Below are 16179 nucleotides of genomic sequence, written 5' to 3'. Positions count from 1 at the left end.
TTCTTCAAGCGATTCCGAGCCCGCTCGCAGGGAATTGGCCTAGGAGGCGGCCGGGGGCATCAGGACGGTGTCGATCATGTACACCGTCGCGTTGGCGGTGGACACCCCGCCGCACACCAGCCCGGCGTCGTTGACCTTGAGGCCGTCGCCCTCACCTGTGACCGCGACGTTGGCGCCCTGCACGGTCTTGTGGTCGCCGGCCACCTGCGCCGGACTGGCCTGTCCCGGCACCACGTGATAGGTGAGGATGCCGGTCAGCAGTTCGCTGTCGGTCTTGAGCGTCTCGATGGTGGCCGGGTCGAGCTTGCCGAAGGCCTCATCGGTCGGCGCGAACACCGTGAACTCGCCCCCGTTGAGCGTGTCGACGAGGTTGACTTTCGGGTTGAGCTGCCCGGAGACCGCTTGCGTCAGCGTCTTGAGCATCGGGTTGTTCGACGCGGCGACGGTCACCGGGTCCTGCGCCATTCCGGCCACCGAACCCGGACCCGACGGCACCTGCTCGGCGTAGGTCGCACAACCGGTGCCCACCAGGTTCGCGGCCGGATCCATGGACCGCTCCATCGGCGCGGGGGCGCCGGTGGTCGCACGGGAAGTTGTCTCCGGGGCCGCGGTGGGCGCCGGGGTCTCGGCCTCGTTCGAACACGCCGAGATGGTCAGGATCGCGGCCGCGGCCACACCCGCCGCCGTGACAGACTTGCGAAATTCGAGTTTCATGCGCTGCTCCCTTGTCGCGGGCGGCTTTCCCACCCCTCTGCTGTGACACCCGGAATTCGGACCGGCGCGCGACGTGGATGGGTCGCGTTAGATGTGCGTCACATTTTGATCGCATCGGTGAGCCCGGCGGGTGACGACCGCACGCCGGTAAGCGGCACAATGGTTCGGTGAGTGCAAGACGCCGCGTGCTGATACTGGGCAGCACCGGATCGATCGGTACCCAGGCGCTGGACGTCATCGCCGCCAATCCCGACCGCTTCGAGGTCGTCGGCCTGGCCGCCGGCGGTGGTAACCCGGACCTGCTCGGCCGACAGCGCGCCGCCACGGGTGTGGCCAACATCGCCGTCGCCGACGAGTCCGCCGCCGCGCGGGTCGGCGACGTGACCTACGCCGGGCCGGACGCCGTCACCGCGCTGGTTGAGAACACCGAGGCCGACGTGGTGCTCAACGCGCTCGTCGGTGCACTGGGGCTCAAACCGACGCTAGCCGCGCTGGCAACGGGCGCGCGCCTGGCGCTGGCCAACAAGGAGTCGCTCGTCGCAGGTGGGCCACTGGTGCTCAAGGCGGCCCGGCCGGGCCAGATCGTGCCCGTGGATTCCGAACACTCGGCGATGGCCCAGTGCCTGCGGGGCGGCACCCCGGACGAGGTCGCCAAGATCGTGCTGACCGCCTCGGGCGGCCCGTTCCGCGGCTGGAGCTCCGAGAAGCTGGAGTCGGCCACCCCCGAGCAGGCCGGCGCCCACCCGACCTGGTCGATGGGCCCGATGAACACGCTGAACTCGGCGTCACTGGTCAACAAGGGGCTCGAGCTGATCGAGACCCACCTGCTGTTCGGGGTGCCCTACGACCGCATCGAGGTGGTCGTCCATCCGCAGTCGATCGTGCACTCGATGGTCACGTTCACCGACGGTTCGACGCTGGCCCAAGCCAGCCCGCCGGATATGAAGCTGCCGATCGCGCTGGCGCTCGGCTGGCCCGAACGGGTGCCCGCGGCGGCCCTCGCATGTGATTTCTCCACGGCTTCGACCTGGGACTTCGAGCCGCTCGACGATGAGGTATTCCCGGCGGTGGCGCTGGCCCGGCAGGCGGGGGTAGTCGGCGGCTGCCTGACCGCGGTCTACAACGCCGCCAACGAGGCGGCGGCCGCGGCCTTCCTCGACGGGTGCATTCGGTTCCCGGCGATCGTGCGCACCATCGGCGACGTGCTGCGCGCTGCCGACCAGTGGGCCGCCGAACCCGCTACCGTGGATGACGTACTTGACGCCCAACAGTGGGCGCGTGACCGCGCCACGCGCGCGGTCGAGCGGGAGGTAACCACCACCAGATGATGTGGCTGACGGGTGTCGTGCTGTTCGCACTGGCCATCCTGGTTTCGGTGGCTCTGCACGAATGCGGGCACATGTGGGTGGCGCGCGCCACCGGCATGAAGGTGCGCCGCTACTTCGTCGGGTTCGGACCCACGCTGTGGTCCACCTGGCGGGCGAACAAGCTCGGCGACCGCACCGAGTACGGCGTCAAGGCGGTCCCGCTCGGCGGGTTCTGCGACATCGCGGGCATGACCTCGGTGGAGGAACTCGCGCCCGACGAGCACGAGCGCGCGATGTACAAACAGAAGACATGGAAACGGGCTGCGGTGCTCGCCGCCGGCCCCGGCATGAACTTCGTCATCGGCCTGCTGCTGATCTACGGCATCGCGGTGGTGTGGGGACTGCCCAACCTGCACGCGCCGACCACCGCGATCGTCGGCGAGACGTCGTGTGTGAAGGCCGAAGTCAGCAAGGGGCAGCTCGGCGACTGCCTGGCCCCGTCGTCGGCCGCCGCCGCGGGCATTCGGGCCGGCGACACCGTGGTGAAGGTCGGCGACACCCCGGTGGCGAATTTCGACGAGATGGTCGCCGCCATCCGCCCGCTGAAGGGTCCGACTCAGTTCACCGTGCAGCGCGACGGCGACGAGTTCACCACCGTCGTCGACGTCGTCCCCGCCCAGCGCTGGGTCGCCAGCGGAGACTCCGCCGAGCCGGCCCCGGTCGGCACGGTCGGCATCACCGCGGCGCAATTCGGGCCCACGCAGTACAACGCGCTGTCGGCGGCGCCCGCCACGGTCGCGTTCACCGGCGACCTCGCCGTGGAGATCGGCAAGTCGCTGGCCAAGCTCCCGACCAAGATAGGCGCATTGGTGCACTCCCTTGGCGGCGAGGAGCGCGACCCCGAGACCCCGATCAGCGTGGTCGGCGCCAGCATCATCGGCGGCGACGCCGTGGACCAGGGGCTGTGGGTCGCGTTCTGGTTCTTCCTGGCGCAGTTGAATTTCGTGCTCGGTGCGATCAACCTCGTACCGCTGTTGCCGTTCGACGGTGGACACATCGCGATCGCGTTCTACGAGAAAGTCCGCAACATGATCCGGTCGGCGCGCGGCAAGGTGGCCGCGGCTCCGGTCAACTACCTCAAGCTGATGCCCGCCACATACCTGATCCTCGTGGTGGTGGCCGGCTACATGCTGTTGACCGTGACCGCCGACTTCATCAACCCCATCAGAATCTTCCAGTAGGAGAGGTAAATGGCCTCCGGCCAACAGATAGGACTGGGGATGCCGGCGCCGCCGGCACCGGTTCTGGCGCCCCGCCGCAAGACCCGTCAGTTGATGGTCGGCGATGTCGGCATCGGCAGCGAGCACCCGATCGCCGTGCAGTCCATGTGCACCACCAAGACCCACGACGTCAACAGCACGCTGCAGCAGATCGCCGAGCTGACCGCGTCGGGCTGCGACATCGTGCGGGTGGCCTGCCCGCGTCAGGAGGACGCCGACGCGCTGGCCGAGATCGCCCGGCACAGCCAGATCCCCGTGATCGCCGACATCCACTTCCAGCCGAAGTACATCTTCGCCGCGATCGACGCCGGGTGCGCGGCCGTGCGCGTCAACCCCGGCAACATCAAGGAATTCGACGGCCGGGTCGGCGAGGTCGCCAAGGCCGCGGGCGCTGCGGGCATCCCTATCCGCATCGGCGTCAACGCCGGGTCGCTGGACAAGCGGTTCATGGAGAAGTACGGCAAGGCCACCCCCGAGGCGTTGGTCGAATCCGCGCTGTGGGAGGCATCACTGTTCGAGGAGCACGGCTTCGGCGACATCAAGATCAGCGTCAAGCACAACGACCCCGTGGTGATGGTGGCCGCCTACGAACAGCTGGCCGCGCAATGCAATTATCCGCTGCATCTCGGCGTCACCGAAGCTGGCCCGGCTTTCCAGGGCACGATCAAGTCGGCGGTCGCGTTCGGCGCGCTGCTGTCCCGGGGCATCGGCGACACCATCCGCGTCTCGCTGTCCGCGCCGCCCGCCGAAGAGGTCAAGGTCGGAAACCAGATCCTCGAATCGCTGAACCTGCGTCCGCGGACACTGGAGATCGTGTCGTGCCCGTCGTGCGGACGTGCCCAGGTCGACGTCTACTCGCTGGCCAACGAGGTCACCGCCGGGCTGGAAGGCCTGGATGTCCCGCTGCGCGTCGCGGTGATGGGTTGTGTGGTCAACGGTCCCGGCGAGGCGCGAGAAGCCGACCTCGGGGTCGCATCCGGCAACGGCAAGGGCCAGATCTTCGTCAAGGGTGAGGTGATCAAGACCGTGCCCGAGGCGCAGATCGTCGAGACGCTGATCGAAGAGGCGATGAGACTGGCATCCGAAATGAACACAGAGGGCGGAACAGATGCCAGCGGTTCGCCGGTCGTGACCGTAAGCTGAATGTGATCCCACACACTGGGTGATCATCGCCCGGCGTCGGTTAGAAAGAGATCCCATGTCGGCACCGCCGCTGTTTCGTCACGTCGACGAACGACGGGTCTCGGTGGTGCGTGACGTCGGCGCCGTCATACGTGTCCTCGACGAGGATCCGGTCGGATCCTGCATGGTCGCCTGCCGGGTGGCCGACAACGGTGTGGAGCCTTCGGCGATCGGCGGCGAACTGTGGACGCGGTGCCGGCCCACCGAGTCGCTGTGCTACGCAGGGGCGAACCTCATTCCGTTGCGCGGGGCGATGATCGATCTGCAGGCGTTCGCCGAGAAGGCGATGAGCACCGCACGGCGCTGCTCGTCGCTGGTCGGTCGGGCCGAATTGGTGCTGCCGATGTGGCGTCGCCTCGAGCAGGCCTGGGGCACCGCGCGTGACGTCCGCGAGCATCAGCCGTTGATGGCGCTGAGCACGCCGCCGCTGTGCGCCACCGATCCGGCGGTGCGTCAGGTGCGCGCCGACGAGCTCGACGCCTATCTCGTCGCCTCCGTCGACATGTTCATCGGCGAAGTCGGCATCGACCCGCGGCTCGGCGACGGCGGGCGCGGTTACCGCCGACGCGTCGCCGGGCTGATCGCGGCAGGCCGCGCCTGGGCCCGCTTCGAGCGCGGCGAGGTGGTGTTCAAGGCCGAGGTCGGCTCCCAGTCGCCGACGGTCGGCCAGATCCAGGGTGTGTGGGTGCACCCCGACTGGCGCGGGCACGGTTTAGGCACCGCGGGTACCGCCACCCTGGCGTCGGCGGTGGTGCGCTCCGGCCGCACGGCGAGCCTGTATGTCAACGACTTCAACACCGTCGCGAGGGCCACTTACGACCGGGTCGGCTTCCGACGGGTGGGAACGTTCGCGACCGTTCTGCTCGACTGACGATCCCAGCCGTCCGACTGATTTACGCTCACGTCATGGCTGACGACAACCGCACAATCGCGCGCAGAGAGATCGCCGACACGATGCTGCGCGCCCTCGAACGGCGACATGAACTTCTCGACGTCATCGTAGAGTCCGAGGACTACGACGCGGCCGTCGAAGCGATCGCCGGCATGCTCGGTGCGTCGCACCCGGCCGCCGAAGCGGTGCTGCGGTTGTCGTTCGATCGGCTGACCAAGGTGTCGCGGCGCCGGATCGCGGCCGAGCTGGAGGATCTCAACAACCAGCTCAGCTTCACCATGGGCGAGCCCGCCCGCACCGCTGACAGCATGGTGCTGCGACCGTTCCACGCCGACGCCGACCGTGACATCTTCGCGGCGCGCACCTCCGACGTCCGCGAAGCGGGCGACGGGTCTCGCGCCCCGGCAGGCGACCTCGACGACGAGATCCGCGGCGGCTTGCGCCGCGTCGATGCCGAAGAGGCGGCCTGGCTGGTGGTGGTGCACGACTCCGAGAAGGTCGGCATGGTCTTCGGCGACCTCATCTCCGGCGAGGTCAACGTGCGAATCTGGATTCACCCCGACTACCGCAAACAGGGGTACGGCACCGCCGCGCTGCGCAAGTCGCGGTCGGAGATGGCCGCGTATTTCCCGGCGGTGCCGCTGGTGGTCCGGGCACCGGCGGCCGGGTCGTAGCCCTCGCCCCTCGCGCCGCTCGTGTCGTTCGGCCGCTAACCGGTTGATCCCACGCATGGGGTGAGGGCAAGTAACCAGTTAAGGCTCCGAAGTCGCGCGCATCGGTGCGCCTCCCGCGCTTACAGGTCTCGACTTCGTAACATCTGCCCCAATGGCATCTTCAGTAACACGCATAACGAGCTTGCTGGCGGTCGGCGTGGTGATTGTCGGCCTCAACAGCGCATGTACCCCCAGGCCCGCGGGACCCGAGCCGACCGCCGAGAAGTTCTTCGCCGCGCTGGCGACCGGCGACACTGCGCGCGCGGCCGAACTCAGTGACCGGCCGGCCGAGACGCGCGAAGACCTGAACGGGGCATGGGCGGGTCTGCAGGCCACGCACCTCGACACCCAGATCCTGGGGGCCAAGTACGCCGAAGACACCGGCAGTGTGACCTATCGCTACACCTGGCATCTGCCGAAGGACCGCACCTGGACCTACGACGGGCAACTCAACATGGTCCGCGACGAGGGCCGGTGGATGGTGCGGTGGAGCGCCACCGGGCTGCATCCGCGGCTCGGCGACAACCAGACTTTCGCGCTGCGCGCGGACGCGCCACCGCGGGCATCGGTGATCGAGCGGGGCGGCACCGAGGTGCTGGTGCCCGGCTATCTGTACAGCTACACGTTGGACGCGCGGGCGGCGGGCGGGGCGCTGATGCAGACCGCGCGCGCCGTCGTCGACGCGCTGCGGCCATTCGACAACACGCTGGACCCGCAGCGGCTCGCCGAACAGGCCAGCTCGTCGAAGCAGCCACTGAACCTGATCACGCTGCGCAAATCCGACCACGACCGGGTCGCCGCCGCGATCGGCGCACAACCTGGTGTGGTCATCACGCCGCAGAACGAAATGGTGCCTACCGACGAGACTTTCGCGCCCGCAATCGTCAGCGAGGTCAAGAAGGCGGTCGTCGGCGAACTCGGCGGGCAGGCGGGCTGGCGGGTGGTCACCGTCAATCAAAACGGCGTCGACGTCGATGTGCTCAACGAAGTGCCGGGTACGCCTGCACCCTCGATCAGGATCAGCCTCGACCGCGCGGTCCAGGACGCCGCACAGAACGCGGTCAACTTCACCGGCAAGAAGGCGATGATCGTGGTGATCAAGCCCTCCACCGGCGAGATCCTGGCCGTCGCGCAGAACGCGTCCGCCGACAGCGAAGGGCTCATCGCCACCACCGGCCTGTACCCGCCAGGGTCGACGTTCAAGATGGTCACGGCCGGGGCGGCCATCGAACGCGACATGGCCACTCCCAACACGCTCCTCCCGTGTCCCGGGACGATGGACATCGGTCATCGGACGGTGCCCAACTACGGTGGCTTCGACCTCGGCACGGTGCCGATGTCGCGGGCTTTCGCCAGTTCGTGCAACACCACGTTCGCCGAACTGGCCAGCCGGATGCCGCCGCGCGGATTGACGATGGCCGCGGCGAGGTACGGCATCGGCGCCGACTACGACATCGAGGGGCTGAGGACCGTGACGGGTTCTGTGCCGCCCACCGTCGATCTGGCCGAGCGCACCGAAGACGGCTTCGGCCAGGGTAAGGTGCTGGCCAGCCCGTTCGGCATGGCGCTGGCCGCCGCGACCGTAGCGGCCGGTAAAACCCCTGTGCCGCAACTCATTCAGGGCAGGCAGACCGAGGTCACCGATAACCCCGCGCCGATGGACCCGAAGATTCTCGAGGGGCTGCGACCGATGATGCGGTTGGTGGTCACCAACGGCACCGCAGAGGATCTGCAAGGCGCGGGCGACGTGCGCGGCAAGACCGGTGAGGCGGAGTTTGCGGGCGGTTCGCATTCGTGGTTCGCCGGGTACCGCGGCGACATGGCGTTCGCCGCGCTGATCGTCGGCGGCGGATCGTCGGAGTACGCGGTGCGGATGCTCAAGGGCATGCTCGACGGGCTTCCGCCGGACTACCTGGCCTGAACCCCGCCGTTCGCCGTACCGTGGAACGTGCGATGACCGACATCAATTACGACGCCATGCGCGTCTCCGACGCCGACCGCAACGGCACGCTGCGGCGACTGCACAATGCCGTCGCGCTGGGCCTCATCGACATCGACGAGTTCGAGGAACGTTCGGCGGCGGTGGCGCGGGCGCGGCTGCACTCCGACCTGGACGCGCTGGTCGGCGACCTACCCGGCCCAGGCGCGATCGTCACGTCGGCCGCCGACCGGGTCGAGTTGCGAGGTGTCCTCGGGTCGCTCAAACGGCACGGCGAATGGACCGTACCGAGCCGACTGGCTCTGCACCGGCGGGTGGGTTCGGTGGACCTGGACCTGACGAGGGCGCGGTTCGCCGGGCCGATGGTGGTCATCGAACTCGACCTGAAGTTCGGGGGCCTGGACCTGCGACTGCCCGAAGGCGCCAGTGCTTCGATCGACGATGTCGAGGTCGTCGTCGGCAGCGCCGAAGACCACCGCAGGGATGCGCCGGGCGACGGCACCCCGCACGTCATCCTGACCGGCAAGGTGGTCTGCGGCTCGATCGACATCCGCGGCCCGCGTAAGTCCTGGCGGTTGGGCCGGTTCGGCTGACGAGCGGCTCCCTCTTGCCTGGCGAAGGGTCCGCTACGCTGGCATCATGGCTGTTCGCACCGCCCTTCGCCCCGGCGTCGTATCACCGACGCTGCCGGTGCCCAGCTCGATTCCGCGGCCCGAGTACGCCTGGAAGTCGACCGTCGACGAGGGCAGCGAGCCCTGGGTGCAGACGCGCGAGGTGATCGAGAAGATGCGGGTGGCCGGGCGGATCGCGGCGGGTGCGCTCGCCGAGGCCGGAAAGGCCGTCGCGCCCGGGGTCACCACCGACGAACTTGACCGCATCGCCCACGAGTACATGGTCGGCCACGGCGCCTACCCCTCCACCCTCGGCTACAAGGGCTACCCGAAGTCGTGCTGCACCTCGCTGAACGAGATCATTTGCCACGGCATCCCGGACTCGACCGTTATCGAGGACGGCGACATCGTCAACATCGACGTGACCGCCTACATCGACGGCGTGCACGGCGACACCAACGCGACGTTTCTCGCGGGCGACGTGTCCGAGGAGCACCGGCTGCTCGTCGAGCGCACGCACGAAGCGACGATGCGCGCGATCAAGGCCGTCAAACCCGGCCGTCAGCTGTCCGTCGTCGGCCGGGTCATCGAGGCGTACGCAAATCGGTTCGGCTACCACGTGGTTCGCGACTTCACCGGCCACGGAATCGGCACCACCTTCCACAACGGCCTGGTGGTGCTGCACTACGACCAGCCCGCGGTGGAGACCGTGCTGCAGCCCGGCATGACGTTCACCATCGAGCCGATGATCAACCTCGGCGGGCTCGACTACGAGATCTGGGACGACGGCTGGACCGTCGCCACCACGGACAAGAAGTGGACCGCGCAGTTCGAGCACACACTGGTGGTCACCGACGACGGCGCCGAGATCCTGACCCAGCTGTGAGACTTCTCTTCGCGAACGTGCATCCATTGCGATTTTCCGGCCGGATTTTCGCAGTGAGCGCACATTCGGCGCGATGAGCGGCGCGCTGCTCGTCGCCGGCACGACATCGGACGCCGGCAAGTCGATGGTGGTTGCTGGGCTGTGCCGGCTGCTGGCGCGCAAAGGCATTCGCGTCGCGCCGTTCAAGGCGCAGAACATGTCGAACAACTCGGCGGTCACCGTCGACGGTGGCGAGATCGGTCGCGCGCAGGCGATGCAGGCCCGCGCGGCAGGCCTGGCGCCACACACGCGGTTCAACCCGATCCTGCTCAAGCCCGGCAGCGACCGCACCTCCCAGCTGGTGGTGCGCGGTCAGGTCAGAGACACCGTAAGCGCGCGCGACTACATCACCCACCGCGACCGCCTGGCCGCGGTGGTCGCCGACGAACTGGCTCAGCTGCGCTCCGACTTCGACGCCGTCATCTGCGAGGGTGCCGGATCGCCCGCCGAAATCAATTTGCGCGCAACCGATCTGGCGAACATGGGGCTGGCGCGCACGGCGCAGCTTCCGGTGATCGTCGTCGGCGACATCGACCGCGGCGGGTTGCTCGCCCATCTGTACGGCACCGTCGCGGTGCTCGCCCCCGAGGACCAGCGGCTGATCGCCGGGTTCGTCGTCAACAAGTTTCGCGGCGACCCGTCACTGCTCGCGCCCGGGTTGGCGCAACTGGCGGAGTTGTCCGGGCGGCCGACCTACGGCGTCATTCCCTACGCCGAGGGGTTGTGGCTCGACACCGAGGACTCCGTGTCGGTGGTGGCGCACCGCGTGGTCGGTGACCCGCAGCCCCCGCGCGGGCAGCAGTGGCTGCGGGTGGCCGCGATCCGGTTGCCCCGCATTTCGAACTCGACCGACGTCGAGGCGCTGGCCTGCGAACCCGGCGTGCTGGTGCGCTGGGTGGCCGACCCTGCCGACTTCGCCGACGTCGACGTGGTCGTGCTCCCCGGCAGCAAAGCCACCGTCGCCGATCTGGACTGGCTGCGCCGCAGCGGCCTGGCTCAAGCGGTGGCCGCACATGCCGCCCGCGGACTGCCCGTGCTGGGGGTGTGCGGCGGGTTCCAGATGCTGTGCTCGCGCATCGACGATCCGGTCGAGTCACGCGCCGGCGTCGTGGCAGGTCTGAACCTGCTTGACGCGGACATCGTCTTCACCCCCGACAAGACGCTGCGCCGCCACCGAGAACCGTTGTCGGGCTACGAGATTCATCATGGTCAGGTCAGCCGGTCGGCGGAACGGGAGTGGTTCGGGGTCGGCCTCCGGCGCGGGTCCGTGTACGGCACCCATTGGCACGGGCTGCTCGACAACGACGAGGTCCGGCGGTCGTGGCTGGCCGAGGTCGCGGCCGCTGCCGACCGCAGCGGGTTCGTCGTCGCCGACGACGTCGATGTTTGCGCCCGCCGCGACGCCCAACTCGACCTGATGGCAGACCTGCTGACCAGCCATCTCGACCTCGACGCGGTACTCGCCCTGCTGGACGACGGCGCCCCGGCCAGACCCACCGTCGTCACGGGACTGCGGCGATGACCTGGCGACACGGGGTGGCGGCGCTGCTCACCGCGGCGACGCTGATCGGATGCGCCCACCAGGTCGCGGGCGCTCCGACCTGGCCGGGTGCCCGATTGGACAGGGCGCTGCTCACCGCCGCCGACTTCCCGCCGGAAGTGCAGTATGACCGCGTCGTGCGTGAGCCGGGACAGCCCGACGGCGCGGGCGGTCCGCAGGCGATGCTGTCCAAGCCCGCGGGCTGCTCCGACGGCCTGACCCGGGTGATCGCCGACTCGGCCGAGCGCGGCCCGGGCAGTGCGGCCGAGTACGTCGTCGGTTACGACGGAGCGCGCATCGTGATGACGGTGCTGACGTCTAATCTTGATCTCGACAAGCTGGCGGCCACCGCCGACCGGTGCGCGCGCTTCGAGGCGTTCTTCGACCTGTCCTCGCCGGGTATCCCGATGACGACGACGAAGATGGATACATCTCGCGGGGACGCGCTCGTCTATCGGCAGACGATGCGGTTGGGCGACATCGACAACCATGTCTACTTCTCGTTCGAGAACATCGGGACCATGGCCGTGTTCGGTATCGCCTTTCCCACGCCGAACCCGACAATCTCGGTCAAAGCCACGCTGCCGCAGACTTTTCTGGACATCGCGGCCAAGCAGGCCGAGCGCCTCGCGGCGGTCTGATTCGCACGTTCACTCCCGGCGAAACGACCGCGTCGGCCCATCGGCCGCTGTAGCGTGGCCCAATGCCGTCCACTACGGTGACCGTCGAGGGAATCAGCGTGCCCGTCGACGTCGCAGGACCCGACAAGGGTTCCGTCGTGGTGGTGCTCGGCGCTGGACATCAGTCGACCGCCGCGTACGACGCGGTGTGCCAACGGCTGCACACCGCATCGCTGCGGACGGTCGTCGTCGCCCCCGATCCGCGGCTGACCGCCAAGTCGGTCGTGGGCATCCTCGACGCGCTCGACATGAAATGGGCGCTGCTGGTGGGGGACCGCATCGGCGGCGAGTTGGCATGGGAACTCGCCGCCACCCGGCTCGACCGGTTCATCGGGCTGGTCGTCATCGACCGCGGGCACCCACGTGTCGCCGACGCCTCCGGCGTGATCCGCGACGAGCACTGTCCGCCGGTCGAGATGAACACCACCGCGCTGGTCAGCACACCCGCCGCGCGCGCGGTGGCCAAGGCCAGCCAACGCTATGTGTACGGCGACTACCGGATGGTCGACCTGCTCGGCAGGCGCAACGCCGCGGAATCCACGGCGCAGTTGGCCGCCGAAATCGTGATGCGCACCAGCACCTGGTAGCTCAGGCGGACGCCTCGTCCGGTGTCCAGGCCTGCGGCAGCGCCGGGCTTCCCGGAAACAAGAAATCGACGAAAGCCTTTGCGGTGGGCTGTGGTTCATGGTTGGCCAACCCGGGTCGCTCATTGGCCTCGATGAACACGTACTCCGGTTCGGTGACGTCGGGCACCAGCAGGTCGATACCGGTCACCGGGATGCCGATCGCGTGGGCCGCCTTGACCGCGACCTCACACAGGTGAGGGTTCACCTTCGCCGTCACATCGTGAATGGTGCCGCCCTGGTGCAGGTTCGCGGTTCGGCGCACCCGCAGGCGATGTCCCTCGGGCAGCACGTCGTCGAAGGACCAGCCCGCTTCGGCGACCGTCGATTCGGTGACCGCGTCGATCGGGATCCGGGATTCGCCACCCGTGGCCGCCTCCCGGCGCCGACTCTGCGCTTCGATCAACTCCCGCACGGTGTGGTGTCCCGTCCCGACGATCTCCGCCGGCCTGCGCAGTGCGGCGGCCACCACCTTGCCGTCGATCACCACCAGTCGAAGGTCGTCACCGGGCGCCCGCTGTTCGATCAACACATGCGGATGTTCCTTGCGGGCACGGGCCAGCGCGGCGTCCAACTCCTCGGGGCTGCTGATCCCGACGGTGATGCCCTTGCCCTGCTCACCGCGGGTCGGTTTGACCACCACGTCGCCGACCTCTTCGAGGAAGGCGTGGTCCTTCTCGTCGAAGGTCGCCAACCTGCCTTTGGGCACCGCGATACCGGACTCGGCCACGAGACGCCGGGTCAGCCGCTTGTCGTCGCAACGTGCCATCGCCACCGCGGAGGTGAACTCCGACAAGGATTCCCGGGTGATGACGCTGCGACCGCCGTGCGACAGCCGCATCTCGCCGGCCTCGGCGTCGAGCACCTCGACCCAGATGCCGCGGCGCATGGCCTCGTCGGCGATGATCCGCGCGTACGGGTTCAGGTCTTCTACGGTTTCGGGCGGATGGGTGAACAGCGGTTCGTTGATCGCATTCTTGCGCTTGACCGCCATGACCGGCACGCGCTCGAATCCGAGCTTTTCGTACAGCGCGATCGCGGCGGCGTTGTCATGGCTCACCGACAGGTCCATGTAGGCGCGGCCGCGGTCGCGGTAGATTGCGGCCAGCGCGTGGGTGAGCGCGGCGCCGACACCCGGCAGGCTGGTGGTGGGGTCGACGGCGAGCGTCCACAGGCTCGACCCGTTCTCCGGGTCGGAGAACAACCGTTTGTGGTCGACGCCGGTGACGGTGCCCACCACGGATCCGTCGTCGTCACGCACCGCGACCAGATAGTCGACCGCGTCCTGGCTAAGGTGGTTCTGCCACAACACGTCGACGGGCCCGGGCACCATTCCGCATCGCACGTAGACGCGGTTCATCTCGTCGGCATCCTCGGCGCTGCGCAACGCGCGCACCGAGAACCCGCTCGGCGACAGATCCAGGTCCTCGTCGGTGAACCTCAGCCGGTAGGTGTGGCTCGGATCGATGAAGAGCTCAGCGGGCGCCATCGAGACCAGGACATGGGGTTCGCGGGCGTAGATGCAGATGTCGCGACGGCCCGGCCCTTCGTGCCGCAACACCTCGGCGAGCTTATCGGGCTTGGCGAATGTCTGCCCGAAAATCAGTCGGCCCCAGCCCATTTCGATGACCACGTCGTCGGCCATCGCGTCCACGAGATGTTGGGGTGAGGCGTCGTGCAGGCCGAGCGTGATCGCTTCGGTCTGGTCGGTTTCGGGGTCGAGCGAGGTCATGCCGCCGGCCCTGTGATCCCATGCCGCTGCAGCCACAGCTCGAGCAGCGCGAGCTGCCAGAGTTCGTTGCCGCGCAGCGGGGTGAGCCGCCCGTTCGGGTCGGCGAGCAGCCGGTCGATCGCCGCGGGCCGGAACAGGTCGCGTTCCTTGGCGGCGGGTGCGTACAGCGCGTCGCGCACCATGTCCAGATAGGGTCCCTCGAGGTGGGTGAGCGCGGGCACCGGGAAGTAACCCTTCGGACGGTCGATGACGTCGGACGGAATGACTCGCCGCGCGGCCTGCTTCAACACGCCCTTGCCCTCGTGCGCGATCTTCAGCTCGGGTGGGCAGCTCGCGGCGAGTTCGACGAGCTCGTGGTCGAGAAACGGCACGCGACCCTCCAGCCCCCAGGCCATGGTCATGTTGTCCACGCGCTTGACCGGATCGTCGACGAGCATCACCGTGGTGTCGAGCCGAAGCGCACGGTCGATGCCGGTTTCGGCGCCGGCGCGCGCGAAGTTCTCCGTGACGAACCGCAGGCTGGGGTCGTCGCCGGAGCCGTCTGGTCGGCGACCGAGCGCCTCCGTGGTGAACGCCGGCGAGACGAGCGCCTCGTACCCGGACTGGTCGCGGTCGAAGAACGCCTTGCGGTAGCTGGCCACCGAGCCGTCGACGGAGGCCGCGGCCGGCGCGCCCAGCGGCGGATACCAGTGGTATCCGGCGAACACTTCGTCGGCACCCTGGCCGGACTGCACGACCTTGACGTGCTTGGACACCTCCTGGCTGAGCAGATAGAAGGCCACGCAGTCGTGGCTGACCATCGGTTCGCTCATGGCGCCGATCGCGCCGTCGAGCGCGGGCAGCATGCGTTCGGTGCCGATCCGGATCTGGTGATGGTCGGTGTCGAAGCGCTCGGCGATGATGTCGGAGTACTTGAACTCGTCGCCTGCAACGCCGGCGACGGATTCGAACCCGATGGAGAACGTCGCCAGCCCGTGCTGGCCGGCCTCGGCGAGCAGCCCGACGATCAAGCTGGAGTCGACACCGCCGGAGAGCAGGCAGCCCACCGGGACGTCGGCGACCAGTCGGCGCTCGACCGCGACGCGCAGGGAGCTGAGAACGGCTTCCTCCCAGTCGTTTTCGGACCAGTCGGCCCGGTCCGCATGCCGGGTGAAATCGGGTTCCCAGTATGTCGTGGTGCTGCGGCTTCCGTCGGGTTCGATCGCCACCAGCGACGCCGGCGGCACCTTGGTCACCCCACGCAGGATCGTGCGGGGCGCGGGCACCACCGAATGGAACGTCATGTAATGGTGCAGCGCGACCGGGTCGATGCGAGTGTCGATGTCGCCACCTGCCAGCAGCGCGGGCAGCGATGACGCGAACCGGATGCGAGCGGAGTTCTCGCTGATATAAAGCGGTTTGATGCCCAGCCGGTCGCGCCCGAGCAACACCCGGCCGCTGTCGCGCTCGACGATCGCAAACGCGAACATGCCGTAGAGGCGGTCGACGAACCGGTCACCCCACTGGTGGTACGCCTTGAGCAGCACTTCGGTGTCGCTGTGCGAGAAGAACCGGTAGCCGTGCTCGCCGAGCTCCCGGCGCAGCTGCTTGTAGTTGTAGATGCAGCCGTTCCACGCGACCGCCAGCCCCAGGTCGGAGTCGAGCATGGGCTGACCGCCCGCTTCGGACAGGTCGATGATCTTCAGGCGACGGTGACCGAGCGCAACCCTGCCTTGAGACCATGCGCCCGCCGAGTCCGGACCTCTGGGCGCCATTGCCTCGGCCATCGCCGAGACAGCTGCGACGTCAGGCACCCGGCCGTCGAGACGCACCTCGCCGGTGGCTCCACACACGCCCTCGACACTACCCCTGTTGACGCCAGCGAAACGTGAGACGGGTGTGACTCGGGTGTACTCGGCGCTGGTGGCGCGGTGGAACCGCGGTGACAGCGTGCTCTGTCAGCAACGATCTCGAATCACGACGAGAACCGAGGCGATGGTCATACCAGGCTGTAGGTGGACGCCACCGCAGCTCTTCAGCTTTTCGTCGACAACGAACCTTG

The 16179-nt window shown here is 68.3% G+C and carries 14 protein-coding genes; 11 read left to right on the top strand and 3 right to left on the bottom strand.

Annotated elements, in window-relative coordinates; genetic code table 11:
- Positions 1-39 precede the first annotated feature (39 nt).
- Positions 40-714, bottom strand: a complete 675-nt coding sequence (locus QGN32_RS02940; protein WP_326547182.1) for a fasciclin domain-containing protein — start codon at positions 712-714, stop codon at positions 40-42.
- Between the two features lie 167 nt (positions 715-881).
- Between QGN32_RS02940 and dxr the strand changes: the two genes are divergently transcribed.
- The 11 genes from dxr to QGN32_RS02885 all read left to right on the top strand — a co-directional run bounded on the left by dxr (position 882) and on the right by QGN32_RS02885 (position 12370).
- Positions 882-2042: a 1-deoxy-D-xylulose-5-phosphate reductoisomerase gene (gene dxr, locus QGN32_RS02935; RefSeq protein ID WP_326547181.1), complete on the top strand. Its 1161-nt coding sequence runs from the start codon at positions 882-884 to the stop codon at positions 2040-2042.
- Positions 2039-3262 (top strand): M50 family metallopeptidase, encoded by a 1224-nt coding sequence (locus tag QGN32_RS02930; protein ID WP_326547180.1) that lies wholly within the window; start codon positions 2039-2041, stop codon positions 3260-3262. Before dxr ends, QGN32_RS02930 begins: the two co-directional genes overlap by 4 nt.
- A gap of 9 nt (positions 3263-3271) precedes the next feature.
- A complete protein-coding gene (gene ispG, locus QGN32_RS02925; protein WP_326547179.1) occupies positions 3272-4444 on the top strand; it encodes a flavodoxin-dependent (E)-4-hydroxy-3-methylbut-2-enyl-diphosphate synthase in 1173 nt (390 codons plus the stop codon).
- A gap of 55 nt (positions 4445-4499) precedes the next feature.
- Positions 4500-5354: a GNAT family N-acetyltransferase gene (locus tag QGN32_RS02920; RefSeq protein WP_326547178.1), complete on the top strand. Its 855-nt coding sequence runs from the start codon at positions 4500-4502 to the stop codon at positions 5352-5354.
- A 35-nt stretch (positions 5355-5389) separates the two neighbouring features.
- A complete protein-coding gene (locus tag QGN32_RS02915; RefSeq protein WP_326547177.1) occupies positions 5390-6049 on the top strand; it encodes a GNAT family N-acetyltransferase in 660 nt (219 codons plus the stop codon).
- 151 nt (positions 6050-6200) lie between these two features.
- Positions 6201-8009 (top strand): penicillin-binding transpeptidase domain-containing protein, encoded by a 1809-nt coding sequence (locus tag QGN32_RS02910; RefSeq protein WP_326547176.1) that lies wholly within the window; start codon positions 6201-6203, stop codon positions 8007-8009.
- Positions 8010-8041: 32 nt separating this feature from the next.
- Positions 8042-8620, top strand: a complete 579-nt coding sequence (locus QGN32_RS02905) for a DUF1707 SHOCT-like domain-containing protein (protein ID WP_326547175.1) — start codon at positions 8042-8044, stop codon at positions 8618-8620.
- 46 nt (positions 8621-8666) lie between these two features.
- Entirely contained in the window at positions 8667-9524 is an 858-nt protein-coding gene (gene map / locus QGN32_RS02900; protein WP_326547174.1) for a type I methionyl aminopeptidase, read from the top strand.
- 73 nt (positions 9525-9597) lie between these two features.
- Entirely contained in the window at positions 9598-11085 is a 1488-nt protein-coding gene (locus QGN32_RS02895) for a cobyric acid synthase (RefSeq protein ID WP_326547173.1), read from the top strand.
- Entirely contained in the window at positions 11082-11744 is a 663-nt protein-coding gene (locus QGN32_RS02890) for a hypothetical protein (protein WP_326547172.1), read from the top strand. The genes QGN32_RS02895 and QGN32_RS02890 overlap by 4 nt, the downstream gene beginning before the upstream one ends.
- Before the next feature lie 62 nt (positions 11745-11806).
- A complete protein-coding gene (locus QGN32_RS02885) occupies positions 11807-12370 on the top strand; it encodes an alpha/beta fold hydrolase (protein WP_326547171.1) in 564 nt (187 codons plus the stop codon).
- A 1-nt stretch (position 12371) separates the two neighbouring features.
- Here QGN32_RS02885 and ngg read toward each other — a convergent pair whose 3' ends face one another.
- Together ngg and QGN32_RS02875 are read right to left on the bottom strand one after the other, a co-directional pair.
- Positions 12372-14138 (bottom strand): N-acetylglutaminylglutamine synthetase, encoded by a 1767-nt coding sequence (ngg, locus tag QGN32_RS02880; protein WP_326547170.1) that lies wholly within the window; start codon positions 14136-14138, stop codon positions 12372-12374.
- On the bottom strand, positions 14135-15970 hold the full coding sequence (locus QGN32_RS02875; RefSeq protein WP_326547169.1) for an N-acetylglutaminylglutamine amidotransferase: 1836 nt from the start codon (positions 15968-15970) through the stop codon (positions 14135-14137). Before QGN32_RS02875 ends, ngg begins: the two co-directional genes overlap by 4 nt.
- Positions 15971-16179 lie beyond the last annotated feature (209 nt).

This window comes from Mycolicibacterium sp. ND9-15 (assembly GCF_035918395.1).
Lineage (GTDB): Bacteria > Actinomycetota > Actinomycetes > Mycobacteriales > Mycobacteriaceae > Mycobacterium.
The sequence above is the reverse complement of the archived record's forward strand: the minus strand, read 5'-3'. Positions and strand labels throughout refer to the sequence as shown.